This is a genomic window from Photobacterium profundum (assembly GCF_003026285.1).
GTDB lineage: Bacteria > Pseudomonadota > Gammaproteobacteria > Enterobacterales > Vibrionaceae > Photobacterium > Photobacterium profundum.
Window position 1 is genome coordinate 1 of record NZ_PYOD01000014.1, and the last position, 18,522, is coordinate 18,522.

Annotated in this window: 18 protein-coding genes; 12 read left to right on the forward strand and 6 right to left on the reverse strand. The window is 40.5% G+C overall.

Features of this window, described 5'->3' with window-relative positions; translation table 11 throughout:
- The first annotated feature begins 239 nt into the window (after positions 1–239).
- Complete coding sequence (locus C9J48_RS21625; RefSeq protein WP_006230214.1) at positions 240–431, forward strand: hypothetical protein; 192 nt, start codon at positions 240–242, stop codon at positions 429–431.
- A gap of 7 nt (positions 432–438) precedes the next feature.
- Here C9J48_RS21625 and C9J48_RS21630 read toward each other — a convergent pair whose 3' ends face one another.
- Positions 439–1,464 carry a GlxA family transcriptional regulator gene (locus tag C9J48_RS21630; RefSeq protein WP_006230213.1) on the reverse strand — a complete coding sequence of 342 codons (1,026 nt, stop codon included), beginning with the start codon at positions 1,462–1,464 and terminating at the stop codon, positions 439–441.
- A 179-nt stretch (positions 1,465–1,643) separates the two neighbouring features.
- Between C9J48_RS21630 and C9J48_RS21635 the strand changes: the two genes are divergently transcribed.
- The gene (locus tag C9J48_RS21635) at positions 1,644–2,258 is read left to right on the forward strand and encodes a LysE family translocator (protein ID WP_006230212.1); all 615 of its coding nucleotides are present in this window, start codon (positions 1,644–1,646) and stop codon (positions 2,256–2,258) included.
- Between the two features lie 23 nt (positions 2,259–2,281).
- Here C9J48_RS21635 and C9J48_RS21640 read toward each other — a convergent pair whose 3' ends face one another.
- Positions 2,282–3,148 carry a LysR substrate-binding domain-containing protein gene (locus C9J48_RS21640; protein ID WP_006230211.1) on the reverse strand — a complete coding sequence of 289 codons (867 nt, stop codon included), beginning with the start codon at positions 3,146–3,148 and terminating at the stop codon, positions 2,282–2,284.
- Positions 3,149–3,348: 200 nt separating this feature from the next.
- On the opposite strand from C9J48_RS21640, the gene hisC reads away from it, so the two are divergent.
- The 9 genes from hisC (at position 3,349) to C9J48_RS21685 (ending at position 12,959) form a co-directional block, all read left to right on the forward strand.
- Entirely contained in the window at positions 3,349–4,437 is a 1,089-nt protein-coding gene (gene hisC, locus C9J48_RS21645; protein ID WP_006230210.1) for a histidinol-phosphate transaminase, read from the forward strand.
- 16 nt (positions 4,438–4,453) lie between these two features.
- On the forward strand, positions 4,454–5,230 hold the full coding sequence (locus C9J48_RS21650; protein ID WP_006230209.1) for an ABC transporter substrate-binding protein: 777 nt from the start codon (positions 4,454–4,456) through the stop codon (positions 5,228–5,230).
- Positions 5,231–5,461: 231 nt separating this feature from the next.
- The gene (locus tag C9J48_RS21655; protein WP_006230208.1) at positions 5,462–6,184 is read left to right on the forward strand and encodes a TetR/AcrR family transcriptional regulator; all 723 of its coding nucleotides are present in this window, start codon (positions 5,462–5,464) and stop codon (positions 6,182–6,184) included.
- Between the two features lie 22 nt (positions 6,185–6,206).
- Complete coding sequence (locus tag C9J48_RS21660) at positions 6,207–6,959, forward strand: outer membrane lipoprotein-sorting protein (protein WP_006230207.1); 753 nt, start codon at positions 6,207–6,209, stop codon at positions 6,957–6,959.
- A 52-nt stretch (positions 6,960–7,011) separates the two neighbouring features.
- On the forward strand, positions 7,012–8,241 hold the full coding sequence (locus C9J48_RS21665; RefSeq protein WP_006230206.1) for an ABC transporter permease: 1,230 nt from the start codon (positions 7,012–7,014) through the stop codon (positions 8,239–8,241).
- A complete protein-coding gene (locus C9J48_RS21670) occupies positions 8,231–9,463 on the forward strand; it encodes an ABC transporter permease (RefSeq protein WP_006230205.1) in 1,233 nt (410 codons plus the stop codon). The genes C9J48_RS21665 and C9J48_RS21670 overlap by 11 nt, the downstream gene beginning before the upstream one ends.
- A gap of 2 nt (positions 9,464–9,465) precedes the next feature.
- Positions 9,466–10,149, forward strand: coding sequence for an ABC transporter ATP-binding protein (locus tag C9J48_RS21675; protein WP_006230204.1), 684 nt, complete (start codon positions 9,466–9,468; stop codon positions 10,147–10,149).
- Positions 10,146–11,375: a hypothetical protein gene (locus C9J48_RS21680; protein WP_006230203.1), complete on the forward strand. Its 1,230-nt coding sequence runs from the start codon at positions 10,146–10,148 to the stop codon at positions 11,373–11,375. Before C9J48_RS21675 ends, C9J48_RS21680 begins: the two co-directional genes overlap by 4 nt.
- A 339-nt stretch (positions 11,376–11,714) precedes the next feature.
- Positions 11,715–12,959 carry an autotransporter outer membrane beta-barrel domain-containing protein gene (locus tag C9J48_RS21685; RefSeq protein ID WP_006230202.1) on the forward strand — a complete coding sequence of 415 codons (1,245 nt, stop codon included), beginning with the start codon at positions 11,715–11,717 and terminating at the stop codon, positions 12,957–12,959.
- 101 nt (positions 12,960–13,060) lie between these two features.
- On the opposite strand, the gene C9J48_RS21690 is transcribed toward C9J48_RS21685, so the two are convergent.
- Positions 13,061–14,119, reverse strand: coding sequence for a hypothetical protein (locus C9J48_RS21690; RefSeq protein ID WP_006230201.1), 1,059 nt, complete (start codon positions 14,117–14,119; stop codon positions 13,061–13,063).
- A 412-nt stretch (positions 14,120–14,531) separates the two neighbouring features.
- On the opposite strand from C9J48_RS21690, the gene C9J48_RS21695 reads away from it, so the two are divergent.
- Complete coding sequence (locus tag C9J48_RS21695; protein WP_006230200.1) at positions 14,532–14,810, forward strand: hypothetical protein; 279 nt, start codon at positions 14,532–14,534, stop codon at positions 14,808–14,810.
- Between the two features lie 158 nt (positions 14,811–14,968).
- Here C9J48_RS21695 and C9J48_RS21700 read toward each other — a convergent pair whose 3' ends face one another.
- The 3 genes from C9J48_RS21700 to C9J48_RS21710 all read right to left on the reverse strand — a co-directional run bounded on the left by C9J48_RS21700 (position 14,969) and on the right by C9J48_RS21710 (position 18,450).
- Positions 14,969–15,871, reverse strand: coding sequence for a hydroxymethylglutaryl-CoA lyase (locus C9J48_RS21700; RefSeq protein ID WP_006230199.1), 903 nt, complete (start codon positions 15,869–15,871; stop codon positions 14,969–14,971).
- Positions 15,864–16,784, reverse strand: coding sequence for an enoyl-CoA hydratase-related protein (locus tag C9J48_RS21705; RefSeq protein WP_006230198.1), 921 nt, complete (start codon positions 16,782–16,784; stop codon positions 15,864–15,866). The genes C9J48_RS21700 and C9J48_RS21705 overlap by 8 nt, the downstream gene beginning before the upstream one ends.
- A gap of 61 nt (positions 16,785–16,845) precedes the next feature.
- Positions 16,846–18,450 (reverse strand): carboxyl transferase domain-containing protein, encoded by a 1,605-nt coding sequence (locus tag C9J48_RS21710; protein ID WP_006230197.1) that lies wholly within the window; start codon positions 18,448–18,450, stop codon positions 16,846–16,848.
- Positions 18,451–18,522: the final 72 nt, after the last annotated feature.

Consider the following 18,522-nt stretch of genomic DNA (forward strand, 5'->3'; position numbering starts at 1 on the left):
AGCCAGTTTATAGCTATTCTATTTCTAGTACTCTCGCATTATCAATAAGGTATGATAATAACAAGAAAGATAACCAGTGCAAATGAACCACAAGTGGTGTTTTATTATTCATATAGATTATTGATTGTTTTGTATTTATTGGTGAATCACAATCTTACATTATGTTACTTTTTTGTAATTGCTGACGTTAGGTCTTTTCTGCTCTAATTATCATATGGCAATATTGTGATGTTTCACAAATGAAAAATAATCCGAAAGCTGTTGATAGTTATAGATATGACATTTTGTGGCAGATAATATTTGCGATTGTTATGATCATTGGCATTCTTGCCTGCCTGTTAATTCCGGAAAATGTGAACAATACCTTTTTATTGGGCTCTAGCTGGATGCTGGGTTGTGTTGTGATTGGCTGGTTTATTTCGAAAGATTAAGCACGGTCTATTTATTCGAGTGACGTAATGTTGCAGGGCTTTGACCGAAGCGCTTGCGAAATATCTTACAGAGGTAGCTAGTATCTTGAATGCCAATTTCTTCCGCTAATATAGTCAAACTGTGATTAGAGTTGACTAATCGCCAGTGTAGATGCTGAAGGCGCATTTCGTGCCAGTAATCATGTGCAGTTTTAGAGAATTCATCTTTAAACAAGCGATCAAGTTGTCGTCGACTTATGCCTATCATGGTAGCAAGTTCATCGGTGGTTTTTCTTTCTGCAAATAAGTCGCGCATCAATCCAATAGCACGGCTGACATGCCGACCTGCGCTGGTTTCATTATCCAATGATTCTAAGCGATGCAATTGCCCACGAGGCTTATCGATAATCATATCAGCTAATCCTTTCATAGCACGTGTACGACCACAATGGCGTGTTAACAACTCTATGGCTAAATCAATGGCAGCGCTGCCACCAGAACAGCTGATGCGTTTTTTGTCGATACAATATAATTGCTCTGTGCGTACTTCAATATCGGGGTAAGCCGCCATAAATTCTTGTGCATGTCGCCAATGTACCGAGACTTGGTTTCCTTTTAATAATCCAGTTTCAGCCAGCATGAAACAAGCATTGTCGATCGTGACTAATGTAACGCCATTAGAGGCTGCTTGTTTAAGCAATGCTTTATAACTGGGTGCCATTTGTTGAGCATGACGTGCCGATCGGCAGCCAAAAACAACAAGGTAGTCGTAATCAGCGAAACGTATCTGTTCCGGTGTTACCTGCACCTCTACCGATACACTGCTGCTTGAAGTAACAGTGCCAGATTTTAAACCTAAAATTTGCCATCCACAGTGGCGCTGCTGGCTATAATCTTCATTGTCAGCCGAAAAACGAAGTTTATCGATAAAACCACCAAACGGTAGCATCGTAAAATCGGGTAAAGGCAATAGCAGGAAACGAACGTCAGGTGTCATGATAGGGCCTTTATCGTCAGCTAGATTTTGATTGGAAGGCGTTATTGTTGTTGTCATGTCTGTGAGATCTTTTTACTAATGTCCATATTATACCGTATCACGTCTAAATTAGACCATTTGTTTTTATGCTTCCGCAGTAAAATTCACACACTTCCAACGGTGATAGGTGATTCATGTTGTTGTGCTTTATTTAATCAAAAGGCAAACATGAACAGAATAATATAGGTGAGATTTTCATGGTGCTTCAAACGTGGCTTTTATATTTAATTGCGGTTATTGGCCTTGCTTTTGCGCCAGGTCCTAATGGATTGTTGGCACTGACACACGGTGTATTATACGGACGTAGCAAAGCAATCTGGACTATTATTGGTGGCGTGCTGGGTTTTGTGGTAGTTATTGCATTATCCATGTTTGGTATTGGTGCGATCATTCAAACATCACCATCTGCACTTAATATATTGAAGTGGGTAGGTGGGGCATACCTTATTTGGTTAGGTATTCAGTTATGGCGAACACCGCCTGTTAATTTAATCATTTCAGAAAAAGCCATTGCAGAAAAAAAACGTTCAGCATTATTCATGCAAGGTGCTTTAGCGGCGGTTTCTAATCCCAAAGTTCTGTTATTTTTCGGGGCATTTCTACCGCAGTTTATTGATCCTCAGATGTCACTTATGACACAATTTTTTGTAATGGCTTTAACTTTCTCGGTGGTTGAGTTTACGGTTGAATTTATGCTTGCCAGCGTATCTGTTTATATTGGTCCTTGGCTTGAAAAAAGAGGGAAGCGCTTTAACCAAGTTTGTGGTGGCTTATTTATGGTGATTGGCGTTGCGCTGCCGCTTACGCAGTAATGAATAACCAAGCACTAAGAAATCTAGATCAGCCATTTAATCAGTAATTCTAAAGACGGGTTCTGCATCGTTTTCGGGCGTACAAGGTAATAACTGTTACCGGAAGCGACTGTTAACGCATGCGGAGCCACTAATCGTCCAGATTCTAAATCAAGCTTAGCCAATGTGATATCTCCAATGGCGATACCGAACCCCTGTATTGCTGCACTTACCGACAAATCTAGTGTTGCAAAATGCTGGTTTTGATCCGCGGTTAAGTATGAGCTGTTAGCTTGCTTTAACCATAATGCCCAGTCACTTTTCTGTGGAGTGGCATGCAGCCACGTAAAACCCTTCATTTCATTGGTACTTAATGTCGTTTTATCGACTGGTAATAAAGAAGTAGAACATACCGGTGTTAAAAATTCTTCAAATAATAAGTTAGTGAGCAAGGATTTCTCTTGTGGTGATTGCCCGTAACAGATCGCAGCATCAAAAGGTTCGGTTGAAAAGTTGACGTTATGTTTAATGGCGGATGTGAGCTCGACATCGATATCGGGGTAGGCTTGTTGAAAGGTCATCAGTTTAGGCAGCAACCAAGGTGTAATACAGCTTGGGGCTTTCAGTTTGACTAATTGTTTATCATTCGATACTTGTTCAACAGCACGATGAATTTGATTCATTGCTTGTTCAACAAGAGGAAGAAACTCAGAACCTTTATTAGTTAAGGTTAACCCGCGCGCATGGCGGTGAAATAGCCGTACTTTCAGTTGTTCTTCCAAAGAAATTACCTGACGACTTACGGCGCCTTGTGTCACATTCAAAATATGTGCTGCAGCAGTGAAATTTAGCTGCTGGGCAGTGATCAAAAATGCCTGAAGTTCTTTTGTTGATGGTAATCGATTTATCATACTTATTCCCAGTCGCTACTGACACTTAAGGTATGCGGTTTTGTCATGTCTAGTATGCCGACATTTCGATTCTGATTTCAAGCCAGGTCTGCTTTAATCTAAATATAAAGACATTTTGAGATTATTTATGCTGTCATTTTGCATTTTAATCCAATTTATGGCTGGGCTTTAGCCTGTTTATTCGTGTGGGAGTTTAGGGAATGAAATCATTAGCGTCAAAGTTAGCACCAAAGGCAGTAGAAAAACTCATACCATACCAATCAGCTCGACGCATAGGAGGCAGTGGCCATCTGTGGTTGAACGCGAATGAACTAGAAAGCAGTTGCCAGTATGGTGACGAGTCAAAAGGACGTAACGATATGTATAATCGTTACCCCGACTTTTTACCCCATGATATTGCATCAGAGTATCAAGCGTACTGTGAGCAAGCATCGGGTGCATTGAGCTGCGAGACTGTGGCTGTACGGGGGGCTGATGAAGCGATTGATTTGTTGATCCGTACATTTTGCCAGCCGGGTAACGACCAAATTATGATTTGTCCACCAACGTATGGCATGTATGAATTTTGTGCCGATGCTTTTTCGGTTAATACGCTAGCTGTGCCGTTACTCGATAACTTCCAACTTGATGTTGCGGCGATTAAACATCAACTGGCTGACACAAGCTTACTTTTCTTATGTTCACCCAATAACCCGACAAGTAATACCATTCATCATCACGATATTATGGAATTACTTGAAGCCAGTAAAGCGTCAACTTTGGTTGTGGTTGATGAAGCTTATATTGAATTCGCACCAGAAACGAGTGTGCTGCATTTGATGGCACAATACCCGCATCTGATTGTGATACGTACTTTATCAAAAGCATTTGGATTAGCATCGATTCGTTGTGGCTTCTTAATGGCAGATGAAAGTGTTATGTCGTACATTGCACGATTGATTGCGCCTTATCCTATTGCCGATCCAACGGCTGAAATCGCATTGAAAGCCCTTGCTCCTGAAGGCTTAAAGAGTATGCGTAGCCAAACAGATGAACTTATAACAACCCGTGAATGGTTTATTAGCGAATTGCAGGTGTTACCGATTGTAGATGTGGTTTATGCGTCGGCAACCAATTTTGTGCTTATTCACTTTAATACATCAAACAGTATTTATGATTATTTATTAGAAAAAGGCATTGTGACCCGTAACCAAGCTCATGAATCGATGCTTGAACACTGTGTCAGAATTTCCATTGGCTCAAAGAACAGTATGCTTGAAACCTTAAATGCGTTACAACAATATCAATAGGAAGAGGGATCTTATGATGAAAAAACTAATGAGTGTCGGAATTATTCTGGCGTCAGCACTATTTACTACTGCACAAGCCGCAGATGAAAAAGTGGTTCGTCTCGCGTCAGATTTTACTTATCCGCCGTTTAACTATAAAGATGCATCAGGTACTCCGAAGGGATTTGATATTGAAATTGCAGACGCACTCTGCGTCGAAGCGAAGCTAAAATGTGAGTGGGTTTCACAAAATTGGGATGGACTCATTCCAGCATTATTATCACGTAAAGCTGATGCAATTATGGCATCAATGCGTATTACAGAAGAGCGTAAAAAGCGTGTTCTGTTTACAGACAAGTATTACCAAACACCAGCACGTTTTGTAACGGGTAAAGATTCAGGAATTACAATAGATACAGCGGGATTAGACGGTAAAACCATTGGTGTTCAACTGGGTACAATTCATGATCGTTATGTAACCGATATCTATGGCGATGTGGCTAAAATTCGTCGTTACACTGGCCAAGATGAAGTGTATCTCGATCTTGAAAGTGGGCGTCTTGATGCTGTATTTGGTAATTCTGATCAACTCGTTTTAGCGTTCTTAGAAAAAGAACGCGGTAAAAACTTTGAATTAGCAGGCGAGCCAGTAACAGATAAAGCCTATATTGGCGAAGGCACTGCGTTAGCATTACGCCTACAAGATAAAAAATTAGCCGACAAATTTAACCAAGCTATTAAAACGATTCGTGAGAACGGTACTTACGAAAAGATTGCCGCTGGGTACTTTAGTTTTGATATTTATGGTGAATAAAGGCTGATTGTTATAACCCGTTTTACGTTATTTATGAATACATAAAGCAGTTACTTCGGTAGCTGCTTTTTTGTTTTTAAGGTTGATACTAAACCTTAAAATAACATCGGTCACAAAAACACCATATCTATATTGTCAGCCTAGAAAATTAGGACTAAGTTAATCATACCGACGGTCGGTCGGTTATCAGGGTATTCGTATAATATTGCGAAAAAGAAAGAGTAAGCATTTATGGCTAGAGTCGTTAAAGCACCCGACGAACGGCGTAATGAATTCATTGTTACGGCGCAAAACTTGTTCTATACCAAGGGGTACGAAAGCACATCTGTTAACGATATTATCCAGACAATGGGGGTGTCTAAAGGTGCTTTTTACCATTACTTTAGTTCAAAGCAGGCAATATTAGAGATGCTGGTCGAAAGCTTGCTGTCTCAGTATCAAGCGTTAGTTCAAGCGCTACTTACTGATCCGGCTATCGATGCGGTTAGTAAATGGCAACAACTTGTTCAAATGACGAATAATTGGAAGGTTGAGCAAAAAACGGAAATGCTTTCGTTCACTCAAATAATCAATATGGATGAGAATGTGCTACTCAAACACAAACTCGTAACGGAAAGTACCCGATTACTTGTGGCAGATTATGCCCTGATCATAAAGCAGGGTATGGATGAAGGCGTGTTCGATATTCAAGGTGATAACCAAGCTGATAGCCAAGAAGGCAACAGCCAAGATGCTAAAGATCTTGCAGAGCTATTAGTGGCGATGCTGTATGCCTTTTCTGATCGCTTTACTGAGCTTCTACTCAACCAAGATCAATATGATCAGCGACAGTCAATTGAGTTAATCCAGCGAAAACTACGTACTACGCAAGCAGCCATCGAACGAATACTAAGAGCACCTCAAGGATCGCTGCCACTTATTGATCAAAAAGCATTGAATGCTTGGTTTAGTTAGCGGAATTTAAGAGGGAGAAAGCATGCGAATGTTACCGATTATTTTACTGAGTTTGGCGAGTATATTTTCTATTGGGCTACATGCACAAACTGCCACGGAAATTGTCACTCAATCTGATCTGCAAATGCGCGGAAATTCGAGTTACAGCGAACTAACAATGAATATTATTCGTCCTGATTGGACGCGCTCGATGAGCATGAAAAGTTGGACGAAAGGGAAAGAGTTATCGTTAGTGTTAGTGACTGCACCAGCCAAAGATAAAGGTAGTGCATCACTTAAGCGTCAACGCGAAATGTGGAATTGGATACCAAGTATTGAACGTGTGATCAAGATAGCGCCATCCATGCTCGGACAATCTTGGATGGGATCAGATTTTACCAATGATGACCTTATTAATCAGTCATCTATCGTGGTCGATTATACCCACGCAATACACGATACGGAAGTGTTTGATAATGATAATACCTATGTGATTGATGCGATCGCAAAGCCTGATGCTCCCGTGGTATGGAGTAAAGTACGTTTGTGGATATCGAAAGATACGTACTTACAGCGGAAAGTGGAATTTTTTGATGAATTTGATGAGTTGGTTAATACCATGAAAACATATGATATTAAGCAACTTGGCGGACGTGATATTGCCACCAGAATGGAAATGGTACCTGCTGATAAGCCTGGAAATAAGACAGAGATGCTCACCCATCAAGCGCAGTTTAATTTTGCGATCAAAGACAGCTTCTTTTCTCAAAGTCAGATGAAGGAATTACGAGACTAATTAAAATATAGCGGGATTAGCTTAAAACACTCTGATACTTGGCGGAGCATGTATGTTAGTTAAATTAGCGTGGCGAAATTTGTGGCGTCAGAAACGGCGTACAGTGCTAACAGCATCCGCCTTAGCACTGGCGCTATTATTATCCTTGTTTATGCGTAGCCTGCAAGAGGGGGGGTATGCCAGTAATATTGACAATAGTGCCCGCTTTTTTACTGGATTAATTCAGCTACAGCACCCTGAATTTAAAGAAAGCCAAAGTATTGATGATTTATTACCTGCCACAGATGCTTTTATCGAACCTGTTCGTAATAATCCACATATAACGCATTTATTGCCACGTATTGAATCTTTTGCTCTTGCTGCAGCAGCAGAAAAATCAAAAGGTGTCATGGTGTTAGGTATATCACCTGAACTCGAAAACCGATACTCACACATTTCGCAAAGGCTCGTCACAGGTGAGTACTTAACCGACGGTGATTCTCAGGTATTAGTCGGAGAGGGCTTAGCTAAATCGTTAGGGTTAAGTGTGGGTGACGACATCATTTTATACGGGCAGGGCTATCGCGGTCAGACCGCTGCGGGTTTGTATCCGATTAAAGGCATTGTGAAGTTTCCTATTCCAGCCCTCGATCAGCAGCTGGTTTATCTTCCTCTAACGCAAGCGCAAACCTTATATAGTATTGGCGATCAAGTTACTGCTTGGGTGCTGCATACCGATGATTTAGTCAATCTTGAGCAAACAGTTAATGAGTTGTCGCGCACTTATATCAACCGTGCCGTAGTGCGTGATTGGCAAGACTTATCACCCGAGATGGCACAGCAAATAATGATGGATAAAGTGGGCGGCATTTTTATGATGTACCTACTTTATGGCATTGTTGGTTTTGGGTTGTTTGCCACGATTTTGATGATGACATTAGAGCGTCAGCGTGAATTCGGTGTCATGTTAGCTACCGGATTATTACGTAGAAAACTATTAATGCTGATCGGTATCGAATCGGCATTTATTGGTGTATTAGGTGTGGTATTAGGGTTGATATTAACCTTGCCGGTTTTACTGTGGTTTTATTACAACCCTTATGAGTTAACCGGAGAACTCGCACAGGCCGTGCTTGAGTTAGGCTGGGAACCCGTTCTAAAAGTATTGATTGCACCTTGGCTGTTTAAAGAACAAATAATGCTGGTATTGGGGTTACTTTTCTTCTGTTTGATTTACCCAATGTGGCGCATTTACCGTCTTGATCTTGTGAGCGCATTAAAAGGAGGTGCCCATGCTGATTAAACTCGCTTGGCGTAACTTATGGCGCAATAAATTACGTACCAGCATTATGCTTTTCGCCATGGTGTTTGGCTTGATTGGTGTCGCAAGCATGATCGGCTTTATGAATGGTATGTATGGCAACATGATTGATAATGCCATCGCGTGGCAAACCAGTAATATTCAAATCCACCGTAGTGAATATATTAATGAACCCGAGATCAACGACACCATCATTGGGTCAGAGCAGATCATCGAGCAATTACGAGATATGCCAGACGTTAGTGCGTGGTCGGCACGTTTTATTGCTGATGGTATGGTGGCTTCTGCACGTTCGACACGTGGGGTAAAGATCAATGGTATTGATCTGGAGGCGGAAGCGAAAGTAACGCCGTTAGTCAGTCACATTATTGAAGGTGAATGGTTATCAGAACAAGGGCGAAATCCGGTATTAGTTTCAAGTAAAACCGCAGATCGTTTGCGCTTACGTGTAGGATCAAAAGTCGTCTTAACGTTTACTGATGCCGCTAATGATGTATCGGGGGCGGCGTTTCGTGTTCGCGGTATTTTTAAGAGTCCGTCGAGCAGTTTTGATGAGAGTAATGTCTATGTCAGGCGCAGTGATTTAAGTGCTCTTGCCCATATAGATGGTGTTCATGAAATAGCCATAGTGGTAAATGAAGCCACGCCATCATCGAATATTGTTACTCAAGCGGTAAAAGCACAGTTACAGACTCAAACCAGCAAATTGAATACCATACGAGACTGGCAACAGATTCAGCCTATGTTGGCGACGATGATTAAGCAAACGGGCACCAGTACCGCAATTATTCTCGGCATTTTTGTATCAGCGATGGGCTTAGGCATTGTAAATATCATGTTGATGTCGGTGTTTGAGCGAACCCGCGAGTTTGGTGTGTTGATGGCCGTAGGTATGCAGAAGCATAAGGTGTTCTTATTGATCATGCTTGAGACAAGCTTACTTGGAATGAGTGGTGCGTTATTGGGTGTAGGTATTTGTGCTGTATTAATGATGCTATTACAAACAACCGGTATTTCATTAAATTCAATGGCTGAAGGCTTGGGGGCGTTTGGCGTTGATACGACTATATACCCGAGAGTGTCATTCGGCGAATACCAGTTAATCTTTCTTACTGTGGTTGCCGCAAGCTTTTTGGCGGCACTTTATCCGGCGCGTCAAATATTAAAGCAGCGTCCAGCAGATGCGATGGCGGAGAAACACTGATTATGAGCATTCAGATTAATCAATTGTGCAAAACATATAATCCGGAATCTGATTTTCCCGTACATGCCGTTAAGTCGCTCGATTTAACCATTGAACAAGGTGAATTTGTCGCGGTAATGGGTCCATCAGGTTCAGGTAAAACGACACTGCTGAATATGCTTGGTGGCATTGATGTTCCCACGTCTGGTGAAGTGAAAATAGACGGTAATGACATTTGCCATTTATCAGAAAAAGATTTAATTGCTTTTCGCCGCGATCATATTGGTTTCATTTTTCAAGACTACAGTTTGCTACCCGTATTAACGGCATTAGAAAACGTAGAGTTTGTTATGCAGTTACAAGGCCATAAAGAAGCTGAATGTCGCGAGCGAGCGAGTGACTTATTGGAACAAGTAGGCCTCGCTGAACAACTGCATAAAAGACCGACAAAGCTATCTGGTGGCCAGCAGCAGCGTGTTGCAGTGGCTCGTGCATTAGCACCACGACCAAGATTTGTAATGGCGGATGAACCTACCGCAAACTTAGATGCTAAAAGTACAGCAGAATTACTGGATATTATGCAGCAGTTAAATCAACAAGAAGGCACGACGTTTATTTTTTCGACTCACGATCCTCGAGTCATTAAACGTGCACGCAGAGTTATTGTGTTTGAAGACGGTCAGTTGAAAGAGGATCGTCGTCAGTGAAACGTCAGCTATCACATACCGTGTTAAAAACGATGCTAACCGTTGTTATCTCGTGTGCGTGTAGCTCAGTAGTATTGGCTCAAATACCCGGATTAGAGCCCGAGAAAAATTGGGATTTAACGGGTTACGTGAAATATATGGCAACAGGATCGTTTCCTGATAGTAAAAGCGAGAATACAACGGATGTTAAGGATCAAGGGAACAGCCTAGATAACCTTATCCATCAGCGTTTTAATTTTGAATACCGATTTAATCGTCATCTACGCGTTAATGTAGGAATGAGAAATCGATTATTCTTTGGTGATTCAGCTGAAATAGCAGGGTATGGCGATCTGGTGGGCTTTGATCCCGGCTATATGGACTTATCTAAAAATTGGGTAGATAAGAATGGCGTTGTAGGCAACAGTCAGCTTGATCGCTTGTATCTCGATTGGCAGGAAAATGATTGGCAAGTGCGTGCTGGGCGTTTTCGTATTAACTGGGCAATGGCAACCTTGTGGAATCCTAATGATATTTTCAACTCTTACTCTATATATGATTTCGACTACGAAGAACGTTCGGGCTCCGATGCCATCCTAGTAAGTCGTAAACTGGGTTTCGCCAGTGCGTTTGATCTGGTGTATAACCCAAGTAAAAACAGTGGATTGGATAGTTACGCAGGTCGATATTTGTTTAACCACCAAGGCTGGGACATGCAGTTGCTGGTGGGGAAATCTGGACTAGATCATGTTATTGGTGCAGGCTTTGCTGGCGATATTCAAGGTGCAGGCTTACGTGGTGAAATTAGCTGGTTTGAGCCCAAACAAAGCGAGTGGATGGGGGATCCACTAGAATCCTCAACAGTCGCTACTATTGAAGCAGATTATAGCTTTGGTGGGCAACGAAATTGGATGACACGTGCTTCTCTGCTGTTTATCTCCAATCCTCAAGACCCCAATAATGCATTGCTGTTCTTAAACCTACCACTAACAGCACGAACGCTGAGCTTTGCAGAGTATACGTGGTATGCCGATATTGGCTTTGATATAACAGCGTTAAGTCGATTAACGTTATCAAGCACTTATTATAATGATGGTTCATATTTTCTTGGGGCGAGTAATAGCTATTCTTTATCTGATGATTGGCAAGTATTGACCGTTTTACAGCGCTTTGATGGTAGCAACGATAGCCTATTCGGTGAAACATCTAACACCCTGGTGAATTTGCAATTTAAGTGGAGTTTTTGAATTCCTGCTGTCAGGTTAATATCATGGTAAGTGATAGGATAAACAATTACTAGATTCAGCGTTGGTAATGTGTACTAAAATACCGATTATGTAGACAAAAAAATACTACTATTTATGGCTTAGTACTATTGAGTGGATGATTGCTATAGCTTAAGTCATTAATGTTTAACTTCTTTATTTTGATTCAAATTGTTTTTATTTATTACCTTGTTTATTTGTTGAAATGTTTATTTTTGCGACACCCGAGATTGTCTTGTTTCTCTATTATTAAATAGTTAAGTTTCACGCAAACACTGAATAATAATATAAAGCGTGAGTGTGTTTAATTTAGGGGGTCACATGCGATATGAAGTTTTATCTATCGTAATTGCTAGAACTTTACCTATTATGATTGTATTACCATTTTGTGCTATTTCAGCGGAAGATAGCAATGGTAATTCATCAAGCGTAAAAGAAGATGTTTATGCTGTTATTTCAACACTCATGGATGTAGGGGCTGATATTCGAGGTGATAAATTTACTCATCAAAACGTTGGCAATCGTTCTTCAAGTATCAATAAAAGTAAGATCTTACAACAAAAAAATCTAAACACTGCTGATCTTACAGAACGAGCAAGTAGTGTCAGAAATAGTACTAAAAATCCTTCCCCCAAAAAAAATGTAACGCCTAAATTAACAGAAGTAACATTTTATCAAGATGGATTTTTAGGGACTGACAATTCTTCACGTTTAGGGGCCTATGTACGTTTTGAACAAGACAAAAATACGATAGAGCAACAAACATTGGCTGCTGAAAGTAACCCTGAAAGAGAAGGCTACTCAGTGACATTAGGCGGCGATTACTTACTTAATGAAAAATATTTGTTTGGCGTGGCGCTGGGTTTACCCTTTTATGATTCAGGTCTTGAAAACGCAGAGAGTGAAATTGATGGTTTAGTTGCATCAGGCTACTTCAGTTATTTTCAAGATCAATGGTATATGGATTTTACAGCGAGCTATGCGCTTGTTGATACTGATATTGAACGTAAAATTAGTCACTATAGTGATAATGTTATAAACAATTCTGATGATGCAGATTCTGATATTTGGGTTTTTTCGTTCGGTGGTGGTTATGTAATAAATCAAGGTTATTGGAATATCGCTTTAGAAAGTACCATTCAACATACACTATCGGATAGTGACCGCTATACAGAAAGGCCATCAAGAGGGAATTCCAATTATCTAATTTCTAAAGTAGATGATGTTGATAACTTAGAATCAACGATGTTGATTTCAGGGGCCAGTTTTTCGCATTCTTTTCGCTCGAGTTTAGGTATATTCCAGCCATATTTACGTTCGTATGTTCATTATGATTTTGATTCAAGTTCAGAAAAAGTAATTAGTCAGTTGAAAGCAGATAACTCAGGCATGATTTTGCCTATCATTATAAATTCTGATGACCAACTATATGGGCGAGCACACTTAGGGGTATCAAGTGTCTTTAATAACGGGTGGCATGGTTTTGCAGAGGCTAGTACTTTAATTGGATTAGATGATTTAGATGCTTATACCTTCACATTAGGTGTTGGTATCCCGTTTAATTAATGCTTATGTTGTAATTATATTTATACCCAAGCTACCTCAAGATACTCGCTGAGATTACTCTTAATCTTGCATCTTGAGGTAGCTTGGTTATGAGATTAGGATTAATCTTTTTCATAGGGCAGAGGTATATATCGATTTAGTCGGTCATAATTTCCATTTTTTATAAAGAAAAGCTCAAGCTGTAACATTATTCCGGGGTTAATATGGTAGTCATATTCTTTTGGGAATTCGATCTCAGGTTCTATTGTTAAATAAATCCAATCTTTATAGAGCTTTTGTGTCCACGATGCCGATACCCAATAGTTGGATATTTCATCTTCTTCACGTGTATCTGCACTTATACCTGTCGTGTATTCCATAAGATGGTTATCACTTAAGCGGTTAAAATACTCGAATGTTTGTACTAACTCCCAGTTATCATCTTCATCAAGGTACTGACCACTTGTGCTAGCCTTAAATATTTGTGTCTCGTCTTCATTCATAGCTCGGTAAAAATCGAAGTATGTGACTGCACCTGGTCCTTTTTCATGATAGAAGAAAATCTCTTGTTTTATACGGCTTGTCCAGCGCTCGCTTAAAATATCAACTCGACTTGCATTTACTCTAACAAAAGGATCCGGTGGCCACCTTACTTTTACACCGATATCAAAATTTGTTTTCCAGTTTCCCAATATTTTATCTTGAAGTCTAACGCCACCAACTGCAGAGCTGCTGCTATCATTCTCGCCAGAAATACCTCGTTGTTTGCTTTCTAAGCTATCAAAATCATCGGGGTCGGTTTCAAAAATCAGTTTCCAATTTCGTTTGGTATGCGGAAGGTCTAGCTTAAGATAAACATTAGCATCGAAATCAGAATAACCACGGTGTGAATAACGCGGCTTAAACTTAATACGTAAATAGCTACGATTCATCATTGGTTCATCTTCGTCATCTTTACCAACATACTGATCAAGTGATTCGCTGTAATCGTGTATGGTATCGGCTAATTTATCTTCTGAATCGTCCATCCACGCGAGAACAGTGTTATCGTCAGCATCTTTAATGGTATTACTTTCATCTAACAATATTTGGTTAGACGGGGTGATGTTGCTTTTTTTTGTGATTTCATTCGCGTCAATATGGGCAGTATAAAGACAAAAAAATGGAAGAGTGAAGCACATGAAAGGAAAGTCCTTCTTGTGCTCGAAAGATAAGTATTCCCGGTAGTGTATCCAAAGGTAATAAGTGGTGTTCATTTAACTACCTCAGGCAGAAAAGAAATAACTTTATTGTCATACAACCTTAATTATAGTTCTCTATAACTGTTTGTGGGTTCGGTGAAATCTTATTACTAATAATTAGAACTCGATCTCTAAATTTATGATTTTTTAAACTTTTTCATCAATAAAGTCACTTTGGAGTTATGTGTCTTAAAGGGGGCGTAGGTATTAATTTACACAGAGATACGAATTTTTACATATTTTATTTAGAGATAAAAAGTGCAATAAAATAATTCAACTACACTTAAGTTTGACTGAAAAACCATACGTAAATGTACGATATTTTGAGCTGGTTATTCTAGGTGAGGATAAGATGAATAGTACGGATTTTGATGGCGTAAAAAGGGACATATCATTGACTGTTAATGATATTTTTATCAATTTCGAAGAGGACAATCACCGTCTTCCCACTATGGAAGAATTTAGAACTATTTTTTCAAGTCATGCAGATCAGTATATTGGCCCGACGAATGAGCTAAAGGTTGAAGGTCTTGGTTGTCATTTAGAACGGCATAGACGTCGAGAACAAACACTATGGACTGCTGCTAATGAGTTAGAAGCGGAACAGCGATATTTACGCTCAGATTGTTAGTAATATATTACAGGTGCCATTGAGTGCACATACAAGAAGTGATTAACTAATGATGGATGGTTTTAGGCGATAATTGCTTTTAGGTTGTTGTTATAGATTGATTTATTAATCAAATGTCTTTTATAACTGTTGTTCTCCATAAATAATTATCGCCAATTTTAACGTAAAGCTAATGACACTTTTGATGAGGGCTGTTTATTTAAAATATGACAGATCATCCAACCAGCTTTAGCTATATCATTCAGGTTAACGCCCGTTTCTATGCCTAATCCATGGCACATATATAACACATCTTCAGTTGCAACATTTCCACTTGCCCCTACAGCATATGGGCAACCTCCTAACCCTGCAACACTGCTATCTATTACGCTTACACCCATGGTTAACGCTTGGTATATATTAGCGAGTGCTTGCCCCCAAGTATCATGAAAGTGAACAGCAAGATGATTAATTGGAATATTGCGTTGTACCGCTTCTAACATTCTACCTATACGAAGCGGTGTGCCTGTACCAATGGTGTCACCAAGCGAAATTTCGTAACAGCCTAAATCGATTAACTCTTTAGCGATAGTGGCAACTTGTTCAGGCTTTGTTTCACCATCGTAAGGGCAATCAGCAATACAAGATAAATACCCTCTAACCGGTATGTTGTATTTCTTCGCTTCGGTTATTAATGGCTCAAAGCGTTTGATACTTTCTGCGATAGAACAATTGATATTTTTTTTGCAGAAACTTTCAGATGATGATGTAAAAATTGCAACTTGATTTACCTTCGATTGAATTGCTTGCTCAAACCCTTGTAAATTAGGGGTTAAGGCTGAGTAAATAACATTGGGTTGGCGTGATATTTTTTCTAATACGTGTTTTGAGTCGGCCATTTGAGGCACCCATTTAGGTGATACAAATGATCCTGCTTCTATATGGGTTAACCCTGTTAGAGATAATTGATTGATAAGGTTGATTTTAGCTTCTGTAGTCACCGCGGCTTCATTCTGTAAGCCATCGCGTGCGCCCATTTCAACAATCGTAACATCGGTAGGGAGCAAACTTGTGCTATTCATTCTTTTTCCCTTTTCCTTTTTTCGTACTGATTTTGGTATTAGCACACCATGATGGTTGGCGTTTATCAAAGAAAGCGCTTAAGCCTTCTTGCCCTTGCTCTGACACACGAATATCGGCAATTAAATGGCTGGTATATTTGATCAACTTTTTATCAATAGGTTGGTTTTCACATGCATGACACAGTGCTTTCGCTTGTTGCAGGGCGGCAGGGCTATTGTTTAAGATAGCTTGGGTAAGTTGGATTATTTGCTGTTCTAATCTGCTTGCTTCTGTTTTCGTCTCGGTATCGACAATAAGGTGTATTAACCCGATGTGTTGCGCTGTATTTGCATCAATACGTTCGCCCGTTAGCATAAAACGCCGCGTATAACGAACCCCAATGGCACGACAAACATAAGGCCCGATTGTTGCTGGAATAAGCCCTAACTTTACTTCACTTAGACAAAACTGTGAATCAGACTGTGCGATAACGATATCACAGCAGCAAATCAGCCCTAAGGCACCACCAAAAGCACAGCCTTGTACAACAGCAATTGTTGGATGAGGGAATGTATCAAGAGTTTGCATTAGGTGGGCGAGTTGTTGGGTATCTTGATGGTTTGCTTTAACGGATTTTTCCGCCATTGATTTCATCCAATGAAGATCTGCTCCGGCTGAAAAATGCGTGCCGTTTGCTTGTAACAGTAAACACCGAATAGTAGGAATAGCAGAGAGAGTGTCTATGTAATGAATGAGGCTTTCTATCATTGAATCATCAAAGGCATTCTTTTTACTCACACGATTAAGTATGAGTGTTGCAATACCATTTGCATCGATTTCACATAAAACATCACTTGATTCGGTATCACTTTGTTTGCATGTTTTTTGTGTATGTTCAGCCAGTCGATTTTGATTCAGCTTGTATTCTTTCATTTTAGTGCTCTCTAGATTCGGGCTAAATATTTGGATTATGTAGGGCCATTACATTCGGCTATTACATTCTAAAAATGCCAAACTGGCTGTCAGGAATAGGCGCGCGTAATGCAGCAGTAAGGGCTTGCCCTACAATATCCCTTGTATCTTTTGGATCGATAATGCCGTCATCCCATAACCGTGCACTGGCATAGTAGGGGTGCCCTTGATTTTCATATAGTTCAATGATTGGTTGTTTGAAGTCATTTTCTTCTTCTGCCGACCATTGCTCGCCTTGTCTATTTTTTGCATCACGCTTTACTTGCGCCATAACACCTGCTGCTTGTTCTCCGCCCATAACGGATATTCTCGCATTCGGCCACATCCACATCATGGTTGGGTTATAGGCTCGCCCGCACATGCCATAATTGCCAGCACCATAAGAGCCACCCACAATCACGGTAAATTTAGGCACATCGGCACACGCAACAGCCATGACAAGCTTGGCACCATGTTTGGCTATCCCTTCTGATTCATATTTTTTACCGACCATAAACCCAGTGATATTTTGCAAGAACAGCAGGGGGATTTTTCGTTTGGCACAAAGCTCAATAAAATGCGCACCCTTTTGGGACGATTCTGAAAAAAGAATGCCGTTATTGGCCACAATACCAATGGGATGACCATATAAATAGGCGAAACCACAAATAAGCGTTGTGCCATAAAAGGCTTTAAATTCATCAAAATCGGAATCGTCGACGACGCGGGCAATAATTTCGCGAACATCGAACAAATGGCGTAAATTAGCGTTAATGATGCCGTAAATTTCTTCAGCATTATAACGTGGCGGCAAAGTGGTTTTTTGAGCGTTTACGGTGGGTACTTGGTTCGCGCTTGCAATAGTTTGCCTAGCAATAGTCAGTGCATGTATTTCGTTATTGGCATAATAATCGGCAACGCCCGACTTTTTGCAATGTACGTCAGCACCTCCTAGTTCTTCTGCGGTTACTATTTCACCTGTCGCAGCTTTAACGAGTGGAGGGCCTGCAAGAAAAATGGTGCCTTGCTCTTTTACGATAATAGAGACATCTGCCATTGCAGGAACGTATGCGCCCCCTGCGGTACACAAACCTAAAACAACCGCAATCTGAGGAATCCCCTTAGCAGACATTCGTGCTTGATTGTAAAAAATACGTCCGAAATGATCTTTATCAGGAAAGACTTCAGCTTGGTGGGGAAGGTTAGCGCCACCTGAATCGACAAGGTATACACAGGGAAGGTGGCAACGTTCAGCAATTTCTTGCGCGCGCAGATGTTTTTTGACGGTTAATGGGTAATAGGTGCCGCCTTTTACTGAAGGATCGTTGGCTATCACCATGCATTCGATGCCTTCAATCTTACCTATGCCTGCGACAACACCTGCACATGGAACGGATTCATCATATACACGCCATGCTGCAAATTGTCCAATTTCGAGAAAATGTGTTCCTTTGTCTAAGAGTGAGGCAACGCGTTCTCTGACAGGCAGTTTGCCTTTTTGTCGTTGACGTTCAATCGCCGATTGGCCACCACCTTGCTTGATTACATGAAGGTTTGATTGAAGATTATCGATTAACTCGACCATTATTTGTTGATTGGCGAGAAAATGCGGATCGTTCGGTTTAGCTTTGGTTTGAAGAATTGCCATGTTTCGTCCTTTTTAAATGCACCGCATTAACAGGGATCCTTGAGCCTAACGCCTTGAACAAAGCTTCTCGAA

What these genes read in the sequence shown, in the direction of transcription:
- C9J48_RS21625 (WP_006230214.1), top strand. Translation starts at nt 240, where the DNA reads ATGAAAAATAATCCGAAAGCTGTTGATAGTTATAGATATGACATTTTG.
- C9J48_RS21630 (WP_006230213.1), bottom strand. Translation starts at nt 1,464, where the DNA reads ATGACAACAACAATAACGCCTTCCAATCAAAATCTAGCTGACGATAAA.
- C9J48_RS21635 (WP_006230212.1), top strand. Translation starts at nt 1,644, where the DNA reads ATGGTGCTTCAAACGTGGCTTTTATATTTAATTGCGGTTATTGGCCTT.
- C9J48_RS21640 (WP_006230211.1), bottom strand. Translation starts at nt 3,148, where the DNA reads ATGATAAATCGATTACCATCAACAAAAGAACTTCAGGCATTTTTGATC.
- hisC (WP_006230210.1), top strand. Translation starts at nt 3,349, where the DNA reads ATGAAATCATTAGCGTCAAAGTTAGCACCAAAGGCAGTAGAAAAACTC.
- C9J48_RS21650 (WP_006230209.1), top strand. Translation starts at nt 4,454, where the DNA reads ATGAAAAAACTAATGAGTGTCGGAATTATTCTGGCGTCAGCACTATTT.
- C9J48_RS21655 (WP_006230208.1), top strand. Translation starts at nt 5,462, where the DNA reads ATGGCTAGAGTCGTTAAAGCACCCGACGAACGGCGTAATGAATTCATT.
- C9J48_RS21660 (WP_006230207.1), top strand. Translation starts at nt 6,207, where the DNA reads ATGCGAATGTTACCGATTATTTTACTGAGTTTGGCGAGTATATTTTCT.
- C9J48_RS21665 (WP_006230206.1), top strand. Translation starts at nt 7,012, where the DNA reads ATGTTAGTTAAATTAGCGTGGCGAAATTTGTGGCGTCAGAAACGGCGT.
- C9J48_RS21670 (WP_006230205.1), top strand. Translation starts at nt 8,231, where the DNA reads ATGCTGATTAAACTCGCTTGGCGTAACTTATGGCGCAATAAATTACGT.
- C9J48_RS21675 (WP_006230204.1), top strand. Translation starts at nt 9,466, where the DNA reads ATGAGCATTCAGATTAATCAATTGTGCAAAACATATAATCCGGAATCT.
- C9J48_RS21685 (WP_006230202.1), top strand. Translation starts at nt 11,715, where the DNA reads ATGCGATATGAAGTTTTATCTATCGTAATTGCTAGAACTTTACCTATT.
- C9J48_RS21690 (WP_006230201.1), bottom strand. Translation starts at nt 14,119, where the DNA reads ATGTGCTTCACTCTTCCATTTTTTTGTCTTTATACTGCCCATATTGAC.
- C9J48_RS21695 (WP_006230200.1), top strand. Translation starts at nt 14,532, where the DNA reads ATGAATAGTACGGATTTTGATGGCGTAAAAAGGGACATATCATTGACT.
- C9J48_RS21700 (WP_006230199.1), bottom strand. Translation starts at nt 15,871, where the DNA reads ATGAATAGCACAAGTTTGCTCCCTACCGATGTTACGATTGTTGAAATG.
- C9J48_RS21705 (WP_006230198.1), bottom strand. Translation starts at nt 16,784, where the DNA reads ATGAAAGAATACAAGCTGAATCAAAATCGACTGGCTGAACATACACAA.
- C9J48_RS21710 (WP_006230197.1), bottom strand. Translation starts at nt 18,450, where the DNA reads ATGGCAATTCTTCAAACCAAAGCTAAACCGAACGATCCGCATTTTCTC.